At 53.9% G+C, this 16,270-nt stretch carries 16 protein-coding genes; 12 read left to right on the top strand and 4 right to left on the bottom strand.

What is annotated here, in order from left to right; translation table 11 throughout:
• Positions 1-216: 216 nt before the first annotated feature.
• A complete protein-coding gene (gene rpsD / locus EH198_RS24245) occupies positions 217-816 on the bottom strand; it encodes a 30S ribosomal protein S4 (protein WP_124698028.1) in 600 nt (199 codons plus the stop codon).
• Between the two features lie 386 nt (positions 817-1,202).
• On the opposite strand from rpsD, the gene EH198_RS24240 reads away from it, so the two are divergent.
• The 5 genes from EH198_RS24240 to EH198_RS24220 all read left to right on the top strand — a co-directional run bounded on the left by EH198_RS24240 (position 1,203) and on the right by EH198_RS24220 (position 6,183).
• A complete protein-coding gene (locus EH198_RS24240; protein WP_124698027.1) occupies positions 1,203-3,197 on the top strand; it encodes a sensor domain-containing diguanylate cyclase in 1,995 nt (664 codons plus the stop codon).
• A 116-nt stretch (positions 3,198-3,313) separates the two neighbouring features.
• The gene (locus EH198_RS24235) at positions 3,314-4,150 is read left to right on the top strand and encodes a hypothetical protein (RefSeq protein ID WP_124698026.1); all 837 of its coding nucleotides are present in this window, start codon (positions 3,314-3,316) and stop codon (positions 4,148-4,150) included.
• A 119-nt stretch (positions 4,151-4,269) separates the two neighbouring features.
• Positions 4,270-5,385 (top strand): aminopeptidase, encoded by a 1,116-nt coding sequence (locus tag EH198_RS24230; protein ID WP_124698025.1) that lies wholly within the window; start codon positions 4,270-4,272, stop codon positions 5,383-5,385.
• A gap of 107 nt (positions 5,386-5,492) precedes the next feature.
• Positions 5,493-5,744 carry an HPr family phosphocarrier protein gene (locus tag EH198_RS24225; RefSeq protein ID WP_124698024.1) on the top strand — a complete coding sequence of 84 codons (252 nt, stop codon included), beginning with the start codon at positions 5,493-5,495 and terminating at the stop codon, positions 5,742-5,744.
• A gap of 145 nt (positions 5,745-5,889) precedes the next feature.
• On the top strand, positions 5,890-6,183 hold the full coding sequence (locus tag EH198_RS24220) for an Fpa/YlaN family protein (RefSeq protein ID WP_124698023.1): 294 nt from the start codon (positions 5,890-5,892) through the stop codon (positions 6,181-6,183).
• Positions 6,184-6,268: 85 nt separating this feature from the next.
• On the opposite strand, the gene cax is transcribed toward EH198_RS24220, so the two are convergent.
• Entirely contained in the window at positions 6,269-7,339 is a 1,071-nt protein-coding gene (cax, locus tag EH198_RS24215; protein WP_124698022.1) for a calcium/proton exchanger, read from the bottom strand.
• Positions 7,340-7,486: 147 nt separating this feature from the next.
• Between cax and EH198_RS24210 the strand changes: the two genes are divergently transcribed.
• The gene (locus EH198_RS24210) at positions 7,487-7,852 is read left to right on the top strand and encodes an Asp23/Gls24 family envelope stress response protein (RefSeq protein WP_025701447.1); all 366 of its coding nucleotides are present in this window, start codon (positions 7,487-7,489) and stop codon (positions 7,850-7,852) included.
• Between the two features lie 116 nt (positions 7,853-7,968).
• On the opposite strand, the gene ftsW is transcribed toward EH198_RS24210, so the two are convergent.
• Together ftsW and EH198_RS24200 are read right to left on the bottom strand one after the other, a co-directional pair.
• Positions 7,969-9,177 (bottom strand): putative lipid II flippase FtsW, encoded by a 1,209-nt coding sequence (gene ftsW / locus EH198_RS24205; protein WP_124698030.1) that lies wholly within the window; start codon positions 9,175-9,177, stop codon positions 7,969-7,971.
• A gap of 13 nt (positions 9,178-9,190) precedes the next feature.
• The gene (locus EH198_RS24200) at positions 9,191-9,538 is read right to left on the bottom strand and encodes a YugN family protein (RefSeq protein ID WP_124698021.1); all 348 of its coding nucleotides are present in this window, start codon (positions 9,536-9,538) and stop codon (positions 9,191-9,193) included.
• Positions 9,539-9,762: 224 nt separating this feature from the next.
• Between EH198_RS24200 and EH198_RS24195 the strand changes: the two genes are divergently transcribed.
• From EH198_RS24195 to EH198_RS24170, 6 genes are all read left to right on the top strand, one after another.
• Positions 9,763-10,944, top strand: a complete 1,182-nt coding sequence (locus EH198_RS24195) for a M20 family metallopeptidase (protein ID WP_124698020.1) — start codon at positions 9,763-9,765, stop codon at positions 10,942-10,944.
• 152 nt (positions 10,945-11,096) lie between these two features.
• The gene (locus EH198_RS24190) at positions 11,097-11,510 is read left to right on the top strand and encodes a CBS domain-containing protein (protein WP_124698029.1); all 414 of its coding nucleotides are present in this window, start codon (positions 11,097-11,099) and stop codon (positions 11,508-11,510) included.
• A 130-nt stretch (positions 11,511-11,640) separates the two neighbouring features.
• Positions 11,641-13,362, top strand: coding sequence for a DNA repair helicase XPB (locus EH198_RS24185; protein WP_246014518.1), 1,722 nt, complete (start codon positions 11,641-11,643; stop codon positions 13,360-13,362).
• Complete coding sequence (locus EH198_RS24180) at positions 13,362-15,308, top strand: helicase-associated domain-containing protein (protein WP_124698018.1); 1,947 nt, start codon at positions 13,362-13,364, stop codon at positions 15,306-15,308. The genes EH198_RS24185 and EH198_RS24180 overlap by 1 nt, the downstream gene beginning before the upstream one ends.
• 49 nt (positions 15,309-15,357) lie before the next feature.
• Positions 15,358-15,795, top strand: coding sequence for a YlbF/YmcA family competence regulator (locus tag EH198_RS24175; RefSeq protein ID WP_124698017.1), 438 nt, complete (start codon positions 15,358-15,360; stop codon positions 15,793-15,795).
• 40 nt (positions 15,796-15,835) lie between these two features.
• A complete protein-coding gene (locus EH198_RS24170; RefSeq protein WP_124698016.1) occupies positions 15,836-16,099 on the top strand; it encodes a YlbG family protein in 264 nt (87 codons plus the stop codon).
• Positions 16,100-16,270 lie beyond the last annotated feature (171 nt).

Genomic DNA, 16,270 nt, shown 5'->3' with positions numbered 1-16,270 from the left:
CATTGGATTAAAGAGCTTGTCGGACATTTACATCTCTTTACGGAATATTTCATGAACCGCCGTATACCGAACGGTACGTACGGTGGTGTGAGAGGTCGGGGGCTCGCCGCCCCCTCCTACTCGATTTTCGCATGGGAAGTGTATGCAATAAACACAAAAAAGCCTCCGGAATATCCGGAGGCTCTGCGATGCAATATATGCTGTATCCAGCAAATATTAGCGGTTGTAGAATTCGACGATTTGCTTCTCGTCGATATCTTGGGAAAGCTCGGCGCGCTCAGGCAGACGGATGTACTTGCCTTCCACTGCAGCGTCGGAGTATTCCAGGTATGCCGGAAGATGCGAACGGTTTGCCAGGGCTTCCTTAACGGAAGACAAAGCGCGGCTTCTTTCACGGAGGCCGATAACGTCGCCGGTGCTTACACGGTAAGAAGCGATGTCGACTTTCTTGCCGTTAACCGTTACGTGGCCATGCGATACCAATTGACGCGCGCCGGCGCGGGAGTTGGCAAAGCCAAGACGGTAAACGAGGTTGTCCAAACGGCTCTCAAGCAGGAACATGAAGTTCTCGCCTGCAATCCCTTGCATGCCGTGCGCTTTGTGGAACAAAGTGCGGAATTGCTTTTCGCCCAAACCGTACATGTGACGCAGTTTTTGTTTCTCCAAAAGCTGTTGACCGTAGTTGCTTACTTTTCTGCGTTGGTTAGCGCCATGCTGTCCCGGAGGGAAAGGGCGTTTCAGGTCTTTGCCAGTGCCGCTCAGGGAAATGCCCAGACGGCGGCTGAGTTTGAATTTAGGTCCGGTGTAACGTGCCATGTTATAGTAGACTCCTTTTTAATTGTGATTTCATCAGGGCTCTATTTGCGCCGTTTTTCGAAATGCGGCAAACCGAATCGGCGCCGCGCTGCAGGGAAAGTTCAGCCGCTGCCCACTGCAGACGAAAAGCGTGAGGGTGACACAACGTTACGCCCAATTGAAGACTTGTTACAGTCTTGTTCAACAATAAATATTATATGAAAATGAGGTTCCAAGTCAAGTGTGCATTCCGAAGTTTATGAGTTTTTTCATATTTAGGGCTTTGGGCCTAAAAAAAGTCCCGAAAAACCCGAAAAACTAATGCAAGGCGGGCGGGGAAAGAGTAAAATAGTGTTAATTAAGGTAGTAACGGATTACTATTCGGGCTGCAAAGGGGATCCTTCATTATGTCAGAGGAGAAAGCTAATGGTCATACGGATAGCCATGTGCTGATACGAAACGCCCAAATGCCGGAATGGAACTCCGAAGATCCCGCCGAGTGGCTCAGGAAGATGGACGTCAATCGACATGACTTTCCTTACGCCGAAGGCTTGATTGCGGACAGTTTTCATGAATGGTATAAGCGAGGCTCCGCGATGTCTTTTGCGGAATCGTGGAGATGGTGCGTGTTTGATTATGCGGGCAAATGGCTGGCGGGCAGCGGCGGAGTCATTGAGCCGGACAACCCTTTGTGGGAGCAGGTGGCGGCCGTCAGTCTGAGATCGGCAAGGGAGTGTACGCTTCAGATTGAAGAGAATGGAGTGGAAACAGCTTTTTTTGTGACGCCTGTGAGTACGCGGTCCAAGGGGGAGATATTTGCCCTGTTCGGCTGCGCGATGCCCGCGGAGCATTTTGCCAAGGGCGGACGTAATGCCGCCGAAGGGATGGCCCGGCATTATGCCACATGCTTTTATAGGCAATTTGAACATATGTTTGTAGCCGATCTAGCAAGCGTACATATTCATGCGAAACGAGAAAGCAGCCGCCGCTCGCTGCTGTTCCAGATTGTGCAGCGGATGCATGACAACATCGATGTCGATGCCGTGCTGACGGAAGTGCTTGCCAGCATTTCCACAATGTATCCAGACGTCCGGCTGACGCTCTACATGTCACAGGATCATCGGAGCGCGCATCCGCAGGTCAAGCCGCTTCCGCTAGACCTGGACGAGGAGGATGTCCGGATTAAGGCATTCAAAGACGGCAGCACGACCATGCGGTCATATAGCGAGGCTGACAAGCTTGTGGAGATTGGCCTGCCGCTCGGCGGTAAGCAGGGCGTATACGGCGTATTTCATCTCGTCATGCGCAATCCGGCCCATCCGGAGGTAGACATGCCTTTTCTGTCCATGGTGGCGAGCACGGCGGGAACCGCTTTTGAGAACGCCAAGCTGTACGAGCGGTCCAACCAGATCATCCGTGAACTGCGGATGACCAATGAGCTGACCCGGCGTCTGAATCAGAGCCTGCGGCTGAGCGAGACGTTCGAGGCGGCTTTTGAAGAATTGATAAAAATGTTCGAGACCGATTACTGCTGCATCCTGCATTATAACGAGGAGAGGGGCGGACTAGAGGCGGTCTCCTGCAATTATCCCGGCCTGATCAATGAAATCATTGAAACCGACAGAGGAATTGGCGGCAAGGTGTACGCCTCCGGCGAAACGGTCATCATTTCCGAATATGCGGAACAGTCTGGGGCGAAGTCCAAACTGATGGATTTTACAGAGTCGCAGTCGCTTATCGCCACTCCGCTAAGTGTGGGCGGTGAAGTGCGGGGAGCGATTATGCTGGCCCACAGGGAACCGCACTATTTCTCCTATGATAATTTCAGGCTGCTTCAAGCAATGGCCGGGCATATCGGTCTCGCCGTGGGCAATGCGCTCCTGCACGCCGAGGTGCACCGGCTTGCGAACAGGGATTCTTTGACCGGGCTGTATGCAAGGCATTATCTCGACCAGTCCATCAAAGAGAAGCAGAGCGGCGATTTCTGCGGCACCCTTGTCGTTGTCGATATCGATCATTTCAAATCGGTAAACGATACATACGGCCATCAGAAAGGCGACCTTATTCTCAAGCAGGTGAGCGACATCTTGCGTTTGTCCATCCGCCAGGGAGATTTGGCTGCAAGGTGGGGCGGCGAAGAGCTGGCGGTCTATCTGCCTCAGCTCGGCGCCGAGCAGGCCTATTCTGTGGCGGAACGGATACGGGAGCGGGTTCAGCAAGAGACGGAACCGCCCGTTACCGTCTCCTGCGGAATTGCGGAGTGGAACTGGACGGATGAGGACAAGGCGAGCGTGGACTCTCTTTTTTACAGGGCGGACATGGCCTTGTACGAGGCAAAGAACAAAGGCCGCAACAAAATTATGATAGACCGCAATACGGTGGAGTTTCGAATCCGGAATTGAACGGAAGAGCGCCCTTGAAGACGGAAATCCCCGTTCTTCAAGGGCTTTTTGCATAAGCCCTATGAACAGGGAAACGATATAGTTACCAACTGTGAAAAGAGGGTAAGGGGACTATGATGACTCTGCTTGCAAAAAAGGCGGTTCCGGTACTGCTGGCACTTTGCTGCGGTCTGACCGGCGGCTGCGGCGTGATGGACGGGAAACCGGCATCGGAGATGCTGGACCTGGCACTGGCCGGGTTGACGGGAACCGACGGTGTGAGATTCGAGGGACAAGCGGCGCTTCTGGTGGATGGCAGGCAGATGCCCGAGGGGGCAGTGTATTACGGCGGAGAGATGAACAATCATAACTCGCTGCGTCTGTACACCCTTCTGCCGGACTCGGCGGAATCTTCGGAAACGCCGGGTGTGCTGACGGAGCGGTCTACAAGGACGGATCTCTACACTCGGCTGGAGAAAAGAAACGGAGGATGGAAGGTGCTTCCCGTGAGCGAAGACCAGACCGGCAACCCCCTCCCGGGTTTGAATCCCATCCGTCAGCTCGAAGAGCTGGAGAGTATGAGCAAGAAGGTGACGAATGAAGCGGGGGCGGGAAGAGGAATGCGGCTGCTCAGAATAGAGCTGGCCCCGCAGCAGGCGCAGGCCCAACTGACCGCCGAGCTGGGGGCGGAAATGAAGGCGATCCGAACGGCTTCTTCCCGTGCAAAAGGCGTGGGCGCCATGGCTGAAGCGGACGCTTCCGCACTGGAAACGCTCTGGTTGAAAGAGAACGGAGAGCTTCAGCGCAGGCTCCGGAATGCCAAGGTGGATACCGTATACCATGTCAAGGTGGATGCACGGCGTAATTTGCCCAAAAGCATGTCCAGGCAGCGGACAATCACCTACCTTTCTTCCGGGGGACAGACGCGCCGGGAAACGTATGTGTCGCGGGTTGATTTCTATGGATACCGGTAAATTTGAGACCGCCGGGCGATCCACTTGCGCTTCCATTTGGTCGTGCTACAATAAGGAAGCATGTTGATTTTTAGAAAGATATAGAAACAATAAGCTCGGCGAAGGAAGGAAGAATGAAGATGAAAGATCCCCGAATTCAGAAATTGGCCGAAAATTTGGTCGGCTACTCCGTAAACGTACAACCGGGAGAGAATGTGCTGGTCGAAATGATCGGCAGCGAACGCGATTTGGTAAAAGCTATTGTAGAAGAAATCGGCAAGGCCGGAGGCCATGCGTTTGTGCAGCTGACCGACCGTACCGTGCTGCGCAGCATGCTTATGACAGCGACTGAGGAAAGCCTGCGTACATGGGCTGAAATCGATTTGAACCGTATGAAGCAAATGCAGGGCTATATCGGCATCCGCGCCGGCGAGAATGTGAACGATTTGTCAGACGTTCCGGAAGAGAAAATGCGTCTCTACAATTCGCTGTATTCCCATCCTGTACATAGTGAGCAGAGGGTAAAGCATACGAAATGGGTGGTTCTCAGGTATCCGAACGCCAGTATGGCACAGCTTGCCAACACGTCTACGGAAGCGTTTGAGGATTTTTACTTCAACGTCTGCAATCTGGATTACGCCAATATGGATAAAGCCCAGGACCCGCTCGCAGAACTTATGAGAAAGACGGACAAGGTGCGGATTACAGGGCCGGGAACGGATATTTCCTTCTCCATCAAAGGCATCGGAGCCCAGAAATGCTCGGGTCAAAGAAACATTCCGGACGGCGAAGTATACAGCGCGCCGGTGCGCGATTCGGTTAACGGTACGATTAGCTATAACGCGGCTACGTTGTACAACGGGATCACGTTTGAGAATATCAAATTCACTTTCGAGAATGGCAAAATTGTCGAAGCGGCCAGCAACGATACCGCCCGCCTTAACGAGATTCTGGATTCGGACGAAGGAGCGCGCCATATCGGAGAATTCGCCATCGGCTTCAATCCGTACATTCTGCATCCGATGAAAGATATTTTGTTTGATGAAAAAATCGCCGGCAGCCTTCATTTTACACCGGGTCAGGCGTATGAGGTGACCGACAACGGCAACCGTTCCTCCATTCATTGGGACCTTGTGCTGATCCAGCGGCCGGAATACGGCGGCGGGGAAATTTATTTCGACGACAGACTCATCCGTAAAGACGGTCTGTTTGTTATTCCGGAACTTGAAGCTCTCAACCCGGAGCATTTGAAATAGAAGGATAAATATTAGATAAATCCTTGCGCCAGTAAGCGGATTCAATGTATCATGGAAATGATTATACAGCATATAAATTTCTAAAATCAGTTTCGGAGGGATCCCACATGTCCACAAACGGTAACAATGCAGCAATCGTGGAAATTGCACAAACGGCGAGCAAATTTGCTTCATCGATCGTTCTTCAGGCTGACAACAAGTACATTGACGTAAAAAGCATTCTCGGTTTGTTCACGACTCTGGTAGCGAGCCAGAATTATGAACTGCATGTGCACGGAGCGGATGCCGAAGAAGCGAAGAAGGCAATGACTGATGTTTTTGCCAAGCACGGCTTGAAATTTACAGTTGTAGAAGAGTAATACCCGTTTTTTAGAAGCCCTGCCGAGACCGGCAGGGTTTTTTAATGCGGCTGGAAAAGTGCATTCTTGTATTGGCAAACGATTTCGACTAATATTAAATAAAATAGTGCTGGAGCTGTAAATTGGGACATGGGGGGGAAGATGCATGACTTCGTCGGAATTGCAGGAACAACTGAACATCAAGGCCGTAGCTCTTTTGCAAGATGATGCCGATAAAATTCAGAAGCTCATCGAAGTGCAGATGGAGAATCTGGCAACTCGCTACTGCCCTCTCTATGAGGAAGTACTGGATACTCAAATGTACGGTTTCTCCAGAGAGGTCGACTTCGCGGTCAGAGCGGGACTGCTGTCGGAGCTTACGGGCAAAGAAATTGTAAGCAAACTTGAACGGGAACTGGCGGTACTGTATGAAATGCTGAATGAGAAGGCGAAACAATAGACAGGTCTTCTTCCGACATTGAACCGGACAAACCCGTTATAAAAAATCGCGCATGTGATCATGCGCGATTTTTGTCGTTTCTATATTATACGAGGAAAAAGGAAACGCCGAGGATAATATATACGGCTAACAGAAGCAGACCTTCGTACCAGTTGGTCGCGCCGTCCTGCGTAATCGACTTGGCGATAAAGACGGCGACGCCGATCGCAACCAGCTCTATGGTGGTAAATACGATATCCATCGTATTCCCGGTGAAGTAGCTGGCGAAAATAAGCACCGGCGCCACGAACAAAGCGATCTGCAGGCTGCTGCCGACCGCGATTTCCACAGCTGCGCCGATTTTGTTCTTCATGGCAAGCAGGATGGCGGCGCTGTGCTCAGCGGCGTTGCCTATAATCGCAACCAGGAACGCGCCGACGAACAGTTCGCTCAGTCCAAAACGTTCGGTCAGGCTCTCCAGCGTGCCGACCAGCCATTCACTGACAAAAGCGACCATGACGGTGGCAAGAATCAGGTACAGGATCGATTTGCCCTTGGACCATGATGGAGCATGCTCATTCGGAAGCTCTTCCTCTTTGTCCTCGGTAACGTCATCCAAATATTTTTTATGCGTGATCATGGAGAAGCCGAGCCAGGCCAAATAGGAGATGATCAGGACCCCGGCTACGACCAGGCTGAGCGTATCGGTTTCCAGTTCGGTAATTGAATGGGTATTCAGGAACACGGCCGGAACGAACAGGGCGATGACACCCACAATCATCAGTGAGCCATTCAGGCCCGCCAGCGTAACATTGAAATTTTGCACTTTGTATTTCAAGCCGCCCGCGAAGATGCTGAGTCCGAGCACAAGCAGCAGGTTGCCGATAATGGAGCCGGTCAAGCTCGCTTTTACCATGTCATACAATCCTTCTCTAACGAGGAAAAAAGCGATAATAAGCTCGGCAGCGTTGCCGAATGTAGCGTTGAGGAAGCCTCCCAGCCGTTGACCGGCGTAATGGGCTACGCTCTCCGTAGCTCTGCCGAGGAATCCGGCGACAAATACGACAGCGATGGCGGACAGCACGAATTGAAGAGTGTGGTCCCAGTTAGCGTAGTGTCCGATGGCGCTAAGTACGAAGGTGATGGCTAGTAGCGACGGCGAAATCCATTTTTTCAAAGTAAAACACACCCCAATCAAATTTTATGTATGTAACTCAATATACCCAAATTGTTCCTGTATGTAAACGAACGCAAAGAAGCCATTTGCATTTTAGCCTGTTTAGGAATTACAATAATTGATAATGAAGTGTAAGGGGGAAAGGGCATGGCGGAACAACTTCAACTGGAAATGGGAAATATACGAATCTCTAATGACGTAGTCTCAAAAATTGCCGGAATGGCTGCCTTGGAGACTCCGGGAATCGCAGCCATGTCAGGAGGTTTGTCGGAAGGTTGGGCCAAGCGTCTCAGCGGAAAAAACGTGCAAAAAGGCGTTACCGTGGAAGTGGGACAGCTGGAGGCGGCGGTCGATCTGCGGATTATCGTCCTGTACGAAACACCGATTCATGAAGTGTGCCGCATGCTGCAGCAGAACGTGCGCGAAGCGGTGGAAAGCATGACGGGTCTGCGAGTCGTCGAAGTGAATGTCAAGGTGGAAGGCGTTGCTTTCAAGAACGATGAAATTTCGTAAAGCGGATAATGCAAGCGCGCGGATTTACCGATCAAGCGGCATTGAAAAAGGGTGTCACTTCCTTACCGTCAGGTAGGAAGGAGACACCCTTTTGTTATAAAACGAGGCCGAGTCGGTTAACGGGAAACCGCGCGGGTAATTTTGACCGATTTTGTATGCTCTTCCTTCAAAGGACGGGCGGTTTCCCGCGAAATGTTAAGGATAATGCCCATCGACAGCATTGTAACGAGCAGCGAAGAACCGCCGTAGCTGATGAAAGGAAGCGTAACTCCGGTCAGCGGAATCGTCTTCGTGACACCGCCTATATTGACGAAGGCCTGAATCGCGATGAGGCCCATTACACCGATACCGACCAGGGTTCCGAACGGGTCCTTGCACCTGAGCGCCACGAGAATGCCTCTCCAGATAAAATAGAGATAGATCAGCAGGAACAGGAGCGTTCCGGTAAATCCAAGCTCTTCGCCGATCACGGCGAAAATAAAGTCCGTATACGGGTAGGGCAGGTAATGCAGCTTTTGCACGCCTTTTCCGATTCCGGCACCCCCGACGCCGCCTTCTCCGAGCGCGGTCAGGGATTGAAGGATATTATATCCGGCACCTTCCGCATCCTGAAAAGGATCAAGGAACGCATCAATACGGCCTTTGCGGTAATCATGGCTGGCGGCCGCCTGATCCGTGCTCGGGGAAAGGGAGTCAACCGCCATTTTCGCGCCGAGCACCAGGCCCGCTCCGAGAACAACCAGCATGACCGACACTAAAATATGCTTTAGACTCGCCCCGCCGGCGAAAATGACCAGGCCGCTTGTGGCAACGAGAATGAGGCAGGAGCCCAAATCCGGCTGCATCATAATCAGGCCTGCGACGATGCCGACAATAACCGTGACCGGAATATATCCGCTTCTCAGATCGCGCAGGCGTTCGCCCTTTTTAGTTATTAAAGCGGCCAGGTACAGGATAATTGAAATTTTGGCAAGCTCCGTCGGCTGGATGCCGAGTCCGGCGATGTTAAGCCAGCTCCGCGCTCCATTGACCCGTTCGGTGGAAGCAACGAACAGCAGCAGGACAATCGTCAGAATGAACAGCGGCGCATACCACTTTTTAAACTTGCTGTAATGGATATTCATGGTCGTAAACATCGCGATGGTGCCGAGAAAGACCCAAACAAGCTGTCTTTTTAGAAAATAAAGCGGATCATTCTTGAAAAAAAGACTGGAGCTGGAACTGAAAACCATAATAAGGCCGAATCCGACGAGCAGCAGCGTCAAGATCAACAGTTGAAAATCGGGTGTTCCTTTGGCGGGCGGGCTTTCGTTGTTTTTTTTCATCATCTGTCTGCGCTCATGCTTCAAGGAGGCGTTTCAATTCCAGAATCCGCTCTCCGGCTGTATTTAGAACGGTTTGAGGGACCGGAGACTCGTATTCCAGACCGTGGGGAAAGGTCGCTTTGCCCAGGTAAACGGCTTCAATCGCCAGCACGGCGTCCGGTTTTTCCAGCTTGCCCTCAATGGCGCGCGTGTTAACCCGCAGAAAGTAGTCCCCGCCGCCCGCAGAGTCTTCGATTTTGCAGTCATATGTAGCTCGGTAGTATTCCCACTGCCAGCGGATGAACCCTGCCTTTTCGGCGCTCTCATCCAGATAAAGAAGATCGCTTTGCAGCCCTACAAGACCTGTGTTCTCAAAAATCATGGCGTGCCAACCCCCTTATGATGTAAATCCAAAAAGTTATCCCACTCTGGCAAGTGCCTTATTCTACCTCATGATATTATGTTTGACGGGGCTATGCAAGACTGAAGGCGGGACGGAATACCCCGTAATTGCCATTTCTGCTACAATAAAAGCAGACTGCCGCTGCAAGGTGAGGCAAGCTGGAAGCAGCAGAGTCTCTTAGGGGAGCGGCTCACGGGAAGGGAATGGATAATATGGAGCAAAAACCGATCGAAATGCTGCAACCGGATATGGTGAAGTGGCGCCGACATCTGCATCGGAATCCGGAACTGTCGTACCAGGAGCGGAAAACATCGGCTTTTGTGGCTGAGAAACTGGAAAGCTTCGGCGTTGAAGTGAAGAAAAGTTCGTCAGGATATGGCGTTACGGGAATATTAAAAGGAGGACACCCGGGCAAGACCGTCGTTCTTCGGGCGGACATGGACGCTCTGCCGATCCAGGATGAGAAGGCGTGCGAGTATGCTTCGGAGATAGCCGGCGCGATGCACGCCTGCGGGCATGACGGGCATACGTCCATCCTGCTGGCGGCGGCAAGCTATTACAGCAGCCGTAAGGATGAGCTGCGTGGAGAGCTGCGCTTTCTGTTTCAGCCCGCGGAAGAGGTCTGCCCCGGCGGAGCCCTCGGCATGATCGCCGAGGGGGTGCTGGACGGGGCCGATGCCGTGTACGGGCTTCACTTGTGGACGCCGCTGCCTGTAGGAACGGTAGCGAGCGCGCCGGGTCCGCTGATGGCATCGGCGGATGAATTCTTTATCGACATTATCGGCAAGGGAGGCCATGCCGGCATGCCTCATCGGACAGTAGACAGCATAGCGGCTGGAGCGGCGCTCGTGACACAGCTGCATAGCATCGTCAGCCGTTCGGTGGACCCGCTGCGGCCAGCCGTTCTGAACGTGGGCACCTTTCAAGGAGGGTATGCCCAGAATGTCGTCGCGGAGCAGTGCCGGCTGACCGGGACGGTGCGGGCCTTCGACGATGAGACGCGGCAGCTGCTCAAGCGCCGGGTCGAAGAGATGGTGGCATCGGTCTCCGCGGCCTACGGTGCGGAAGCGAAGCTGGATTATTTGATGGGATATCCTCCGCTGGTTAACCATGAAGAGGAGACGGCGCGCTTTTTCCGCGAAGCGCCGGAGGCGCTGGGTAGCTCGGTGCGCGTCACTGTTATGGAAAAGCTGATGCCTGCCGAGGATTTCTCTTATTACGTCCGCGAGGTGCCGGGCTGCTTCATGTTCGTTGGGGCGGGCAACCCGGAGAAGAATGCGATATATCCGCATCACCACTCCAAATTCGATTTCGATGAGGACGCGATGCTGCATGGAGTCAAGCTGCTGATCGCGATGGCCGATTCCTGTCTGAACGAAATTTAGGCCGAATAATTTTGCGGTGAACGGAGAACCTATTTACGTAATACGGATGCTGCCTGCGCGCTTTCTAGCGCTGCCCGGGTTCCGGCCGCATAGCGGGCCATCCGTCAAGCGAAAAGGAGGGTTCTTCATTGAAGAAAACAGTACAGGAAGTTATGACCACCCAGCCGGTTACCGTGACCCTGCAGGACAATATTTATGAAGCGGCCGTCAAAATGAGAGATAACGATACCGGATTTATCCCGGTTGTTGATTTCTCCGATGGGCACACGCTTATCGGCGTCGTTACCGACCGCGACCTGGTCATCCGGGGTTACGCCGAGAAGCATTCGGGTTCCACCTCGGTGGAAAAGGTAATGACGACAGGCATCCGCTGCGCTTCGCAATCCACAACGGTAGATGAAGCCGCCGAACTGATGGCTTCGCAGCAAATTCGACGCCTGCCGGTTACGGACGGCAAGAAGCTGATCGGAGTCGTATCCATCGGCGATTTGGCGGTGCGCAATATTTTTGCGGACAATGCCGGAGAAGCGCTCAGCGACATTTCCGAGCAGCATCCCCTGCACTAGAACAGCTCTTATTCATAAGCTCATTCCCGGTTGCCGGGGTGGGCTTTTTCCACATGCGGCACAAAATAGGCTAGGCGGTGCGTACATACGGAATGTGGAGGAAAGAATGAATATATGAGGGGGAATGAAGGTGATTGACAAGGGACCTTGTGTTGTGCGCAGAGACCGGACGGTGCTGCTGGATTGCGGGCACCCTGAATTCGAAGCCGTCCGCGACAGGCTGCCGGCGTTCGCGGATCTGGTCAAAAGTCCGCCGCTCTATCACACGTACCGGATAACGCCGCTGTCGCTGTGGAACGCGGCCGCTCTGGGAGCGTCGCCGGAAGAAATCATTGGGAGCCTGAAGCAATGGTCGAGGCGCGTACTGCCCTCCGGGCTTGCTGAAGAAATCAAACTGCTGATGTCCAGATACGGAAGGCTTACATTGCATGCAATGGACGATTCTGAGCGGCTGCTTCTTCGCGGCGACAGCGAAGAACTTCTGAATGAGCCGGAGATGGGTCAGGTCGCCGCGGCCTGCGGCTTCCGCAGAACAGGGCCGCTGGAAATGGCCGGAAGCGCATCCTGCCGGGGGATGCTGAAGCAGGAGCTCGCCCGAACCGGATATCCGGTGCTGGACCGCGCTGGCTATCATGAAGGCGAAGCGCTGGATATTCGCTGGAAGGAAGGAGACTGTACCTTTGAGCTCAGGGATTACCAGCGGGAAGCAGCCCGGAGGTTCGACATTTCAGGCGGCAGCGGAATTGTGGTTTTGCCCTGCGGCGCGGGAAAGACCATCGTCGGCCTGGCCGTACTTGAAGCTTTAAAGTGCGAGACGCTCATTCTTACCTCCAATGCGACCTCCGTCCGCCAGTGGACAGAGGAATTGAAGAAGCGGACAAATCTGGCTCCGGAATGGGTAGGGGAGTACACGGGGGAACGGCGGCAGGTGCGGCCGGTTACGGTCGCAACCTATCAGATTCTGACGCACCGCGCCTCCAAAGGGGGCGGCTTCTCGCATATGGGGCTGTTCAACGAACGGAATTGGGGGCTGATCGTATATGATGAAGTTCATTTGCTTCCCGCTCCCGTCTTCCGGGCAACCGCAGAGATTCAGGCCACACGTCGTCTTGGGCTTACCGCCACTCTCGTTAGGGAAGATGGAAGAGAGGGCGACGTGTTTTCTCTGATCGGCCCCAAAGCCTATGATTACCCCTGGAAGACTCTGGAGCATCAGGGCTGGATTGCCTCGGTACAGTGTCTGGAGGTTCCGGTGCCGATGGAACCGGAACTGAAGAAACGCTATTTGTACGCGGCATCTAAAGAGAAATTCCGTCTGGCTTCGGCCAATCCGGCCAAAGCCGAAATGGTGGCTAAGATCATAGAGGCCCACAGGGGGTCGTCCATTCTGGTTATCGGCCAATACCTTGATCAATTGGGAGAGCTTGCGGCAATCATCGGCGCTCCGGTGATTACCGGGAAGACGCCGCAGCAGGAGCGGATTAAGCTGTACAACCAATTTAACGAGGGTGTATTGCCGGTGCTGATCGTATCCAAGGTCGCCAACTTTGCCGTCAATCTGCCGGATGCTTCAGTTGCCATCGAGGTGTCCGGCGCATTTGGCTCCCGGCAGGAGGAAGCACAGCGGCTGGGCAGAGTGCTTCGCCCGAAGCGGGGGGACAACCGGGCCTTCTTTTATACGCTGGTGACGGAGGACAGCAGAGAGCAGGAGTTCGCACTGCGGCGGCGGCTGTTTCTGACGGAGCAGGGCTATGAATATATCGTGGTTCATGAACCGGTCGTAGAAATAGGTGAATCGTTCATGCTGCCGGGATGCGGAAACCCGCTTGAAGAGGAGGCTTCTGGATCATAATGTCAACTTGGAAAGACGGGTTGCCGGGCGGGGACATTGACGAATTGTGCAGGCTGTCCTCGCAGGCATCCGGTGTGCTTAAACGAATTTGTTCGGCTCATGCGGACCGTCCGTTTCAGGAAGGCAGGGAAGAGACGCTTCGTCCTCCAGAAATGACCCGGGTGGAGTTCAGACTGGCTTTCTCGGAACTCCGGAGAGGCGGATGGGTCGGTGCGATGCGGAAAATCGGCGGGAATCTGCTGTTCTATATTCCCGCCGAAAGACTGGACATGCTGCAACGCTGTTTCTTCCCGGTATCTCCCTCTAACTTGGAGCCTGAGGGGATTCGGCTCTCCGTGGAGACGGGGCCGGGTTTATCGGGAGAATTGTTCCGCGCCCTGCTGTTCGTGGCCGAAGAAGGTCTGCCGCTTACTTCCAAAGGAGCAGTCCACAAGAAATATGTAAGCCGCCTTGCCGCAACAATGCAGCTAAATGACGTGCATTTGCAAGGGTTGGATCTGCGCTCGCCGTATCCGGACGACTATCCACTGACGGCGGTACTCGCCATCGATTTGCTGCTTCATATGGGGCTTCTTGTACGGCGAAATCAAGTGTTCATGCCCGAGGCCCAGGCCGTGCAGAATTGGCTGAACCTTAATGAACGCGAAATGTCTGTTCTGCTTCATGGCGCAGCTTCCCGGCGCTACGGCAGCCAGACGGCAGCCGAACGGCAGTTCCGCTGCCTAATCTTACGGCCGGAATATTTTCCTGGCTGCTGGTATTCGCTGGCGGATACAATCGACTGGATGGAGGCGCAAGGTTTGGCTGAGCCCGGAGAGAGGCCTGGGTTAGAAGGGGCTGCTGCGGCTTGGCTCCGCTGTCTCGCAGGCTTTGGCTGGGTAGAGGTCGGCAGCGCTCCAGGCCACAGCCTCTGCTTCCGCTGGACTTCAGCGAAGCCGCTGCTGCCGGAGCCGTCTGAAACTGTAGAACCAGTTGGGACGAGAATTATTACTCAGCCGGACCTGGAAGTACTGGTCCCTGAAGAGACGCCCTTCAGCCTTCGCTGGAGCCTGGCCTGCTTTGCGGAGCTGATTCAGATCGATTGTATGTGGAGCTTCAGATTGACCAGGGAGCGGCTGGAGTGGGCATCCGCAAGAGGTATCTCACCGGAAGAGGTCATTGAATGGCTGGAGCAATACGCCGAAGCCGGTCTGCCCGGCCAGGTCCGGGCCGTTCTTGGACAATGGGGCCGGGATATCGGCCGGACGGTCCTGGCCGAGACCTTGGTGCTTTCCTGCAGGAGCGAACAGGATGCCGACGCCATCGCCGGACATCCCAGATTGCTGGACAGCCTGGAGCGGCTCGGCCCTCTGCACTTTGGCGTAAGCCGCGACCGGGCGGACTGGGTGCGCAGGGAACTGGCTTCAGCCGGAATGCTGCCTCTCGAAGGCCGGCCCGGCCATAACGGCGAAGGCCCGCAGGAAGCAAGCTTGTTCCGGCTTTATATACCCGGATCAGAAGATAACGGCAGCGGTTTTACGCTGACAACCGATTCTGCCGCCGGCCTCTGGTACGCTGAGGACCACGGAGCCGCCATGCAGGCGGAAATGCCGTCCGCACCGGAGTCGGCCGAGGAATTGTGGCCGGATGCGGCGGAAGTTCCTTCCGTCTGGATCAAAGAGGGGCGCCGGTATCACGCTTCCACAGCCCGTCTGCTTATGGAGCAAGCGCTGAAATGGGGGACGAAGGTGAGACTGTCCAGAGAAGGAAGAACATGCGAGTTTATCCCCGACCGTATTTTACCGGGGGTCTGGAGAGTATCCGGGCATTTGATTGACTGTTCCGGCGACGCTCCGCAGGAACGGGAGCTTTCCGACGGGGATTGGGACACGATTCAACTCATTGTCCCCGTTTTTCGCGGTTTTTCCTCTTCTTCTACGGACAGCGGTTGTGGTATGATAGGATAGTCCACCTGAAAAAAGTGGAACATTTTATACGGAAGTCGAGATGAAATTCATGAGCGTAGCGGAATACAATACGGTCGATATGGCCGAAGTGCTGACAAACGCCTATGAATTGGGCGATATGATTAATCAATCCGCCGAAGTGACGGATTATTTATACTGGAAGGATCGGATTGCGGCCAATCCCGAGATCCAGAGCATGATCACAAAGCTTGAGAGCAAGAAAGAACTGTTCGAGGAAACTCAGCGGTTCGGCCATTTTCATCCGAACTATCATTCGGCCAAGGATGAGGTAGCCAAGGTGGAAGCCGAAATGGAGAAATTCGAGGAGGTTGCCAGATTCAAGCTGGCGGAGAAGGCCCTGGATGATATGCTCCATTCCATGTCGGAGATGATCGCGTATTCGGTTTCGGACAGCATCAAGGTTCCAGGCAACGATCCTTTGCCCAAAGGCGGCTGCGGCAGCGGAGGCAAATGCTCCTGCGGCTAATCCGCCGAAGGAAGCCCAAGACAGAAAGGCGGAGAAGCGCATGTTTGCGGAACGCACAGGTTATATCATTTGGGTCAGCGATGTAAAAGCAGCGCGCAATTTGGAAAAGTACGGCACGCTGCATTACATTTCGCGTAAAATGCACTATGCGGTTATGTACGTGAATTCGGACCGTGCGGAAGAAGTCATGAAGAACGTGCGCAGGCTGTCTTATGTTCGCAAGATCGAACGTTCATACCGGAATGAACTGAAAACGGAATACTCCAGCAACGTACCGGACAAGACCCGGTATTACGGGCTGTAATTTAAAACGGAAGAAGTCCTCCCTCGGACTTCTTCCGTTTTTTATTAGTACGCCCAGCATGGGCGTCATCTCTAGGGTGAAAGTCCCGAACGGGGGCTGGCGAGCGCCTACCGTTAGCCAAGGGCAAGGGTGTCCACCGTGAGGTGGAATCTGAAGGAAGCCGGAGGCAAA

Source organism: Paenibacillus rhizophilus (assembly GCF_003854965.1).
In the GTDB taxonomy this organism is placed as follows: Bacteria; Bacillota; Bacilli; order Paenibacillales; family Paenibacillaceae; genus Paenibacillus_AQ; species Paenibacillus_AQ rhizophilus.
The sequence above is the reverse complement of the archived record's forward strand: the minus strand, read 5'-3'. Positions and strand labels throughout refer to the sequence as shown.

Bases quoted from the DNA above. Each gene is read 5' to 3' on its own strand.
- EH198_RS24175 (WP_124698017.1), top strand. From the start codon at position 15,358: ATGAGCGTAGCGGAATACAATACGGTCGATATGGCCGAAGTGCTGACA.
- EH198_RS24240 (WP_124698027.1), top strand. From the start codon at position 1,203: ATGTCAGAGGAGAAAGCTAATGGTCATACGGATAGCCATGTGCTGATA.
- EH198_RS24170 (WP_124698016.1), top strand. From the start codon at position 15,836: ATGTTTGCGGAACGCACAGGTTATATCATTTGGGTCAGCGATGTAAAA.
- EH198_RS24190 (WP_124698029.1), top strand. From the start codon at position 11,097: ATGACCACCCAGCCGGTTACCGTGACCCTGCAGGACAATATTTATGAA.
- rpsD (WP_124698028.1), bottom strand. From the start codon at position 816: ATGGCACGTTACACCGGACCTAAATTCAAACTCAGCCGCCGTCTGGGC.
- EH198_RS24195 (WP_124698020.1), top strand. From the start codon at position 9,763: ATGGATAATATGGAGCAAAAACCGATCGAAATGCTGCAACCGGATATG.
- EH198_RS24180 (WP_124698018.1), top strand. From the start codon at position 13,362: ATGTCAACTTGGAAAGACGGGTTGCCGGGCGGGGACATTGACGAATTG.
- EH198_RS24225 (WP_124698024.1), top strand. From the start codon at position 5,493: ATGTCCACAAACGGTAACAATGCAGCAATCGTGGAAATTGCACAAACG.
- EH198_RS24220 (WP_124698023.1), top strand. From the start codon at position 5,890: ATGACTTCGTCGGAATTGCAGGAACAACTGAACATCAAGGCCGTAGCT.
- EH198_RS24230 (WP_124698025.1), top strand. From the start codon at position 4,270: ATGAAAGATCCCCGAATTCAGAAATTGGCCGAAAATTTGGTCGGCTAC.
- EH198_RS24210 (WP_025701447.1), top strand. From the start codon at position 7,487: ATGGCGGAACAACTTCAACTGGAAATGGGAAATATACGAATCTCTAAT.
- EH198_RS24235 (WP_124698026.1), top strand. From the start codon at position 3,314: ATGACTCTGCTTGCAAAAAAGGCGGTTCCGGTACTGCTGGCACTTTGC.
- ftsW (WP_124698030.1), bottom strand. From the start codon at position 9,177: ATGAAAAAAAACAACGAAAGCCCGCCCGCCAAAGGAACACCCGATTTT.
- EH198_RS24200 (WP_124698021.1), bottom strand. From the start codon at position 9,538: ATGATTTTTGAGAACACAGGTCTTGTAGGGCTGCAAAGCGATCTTCTT.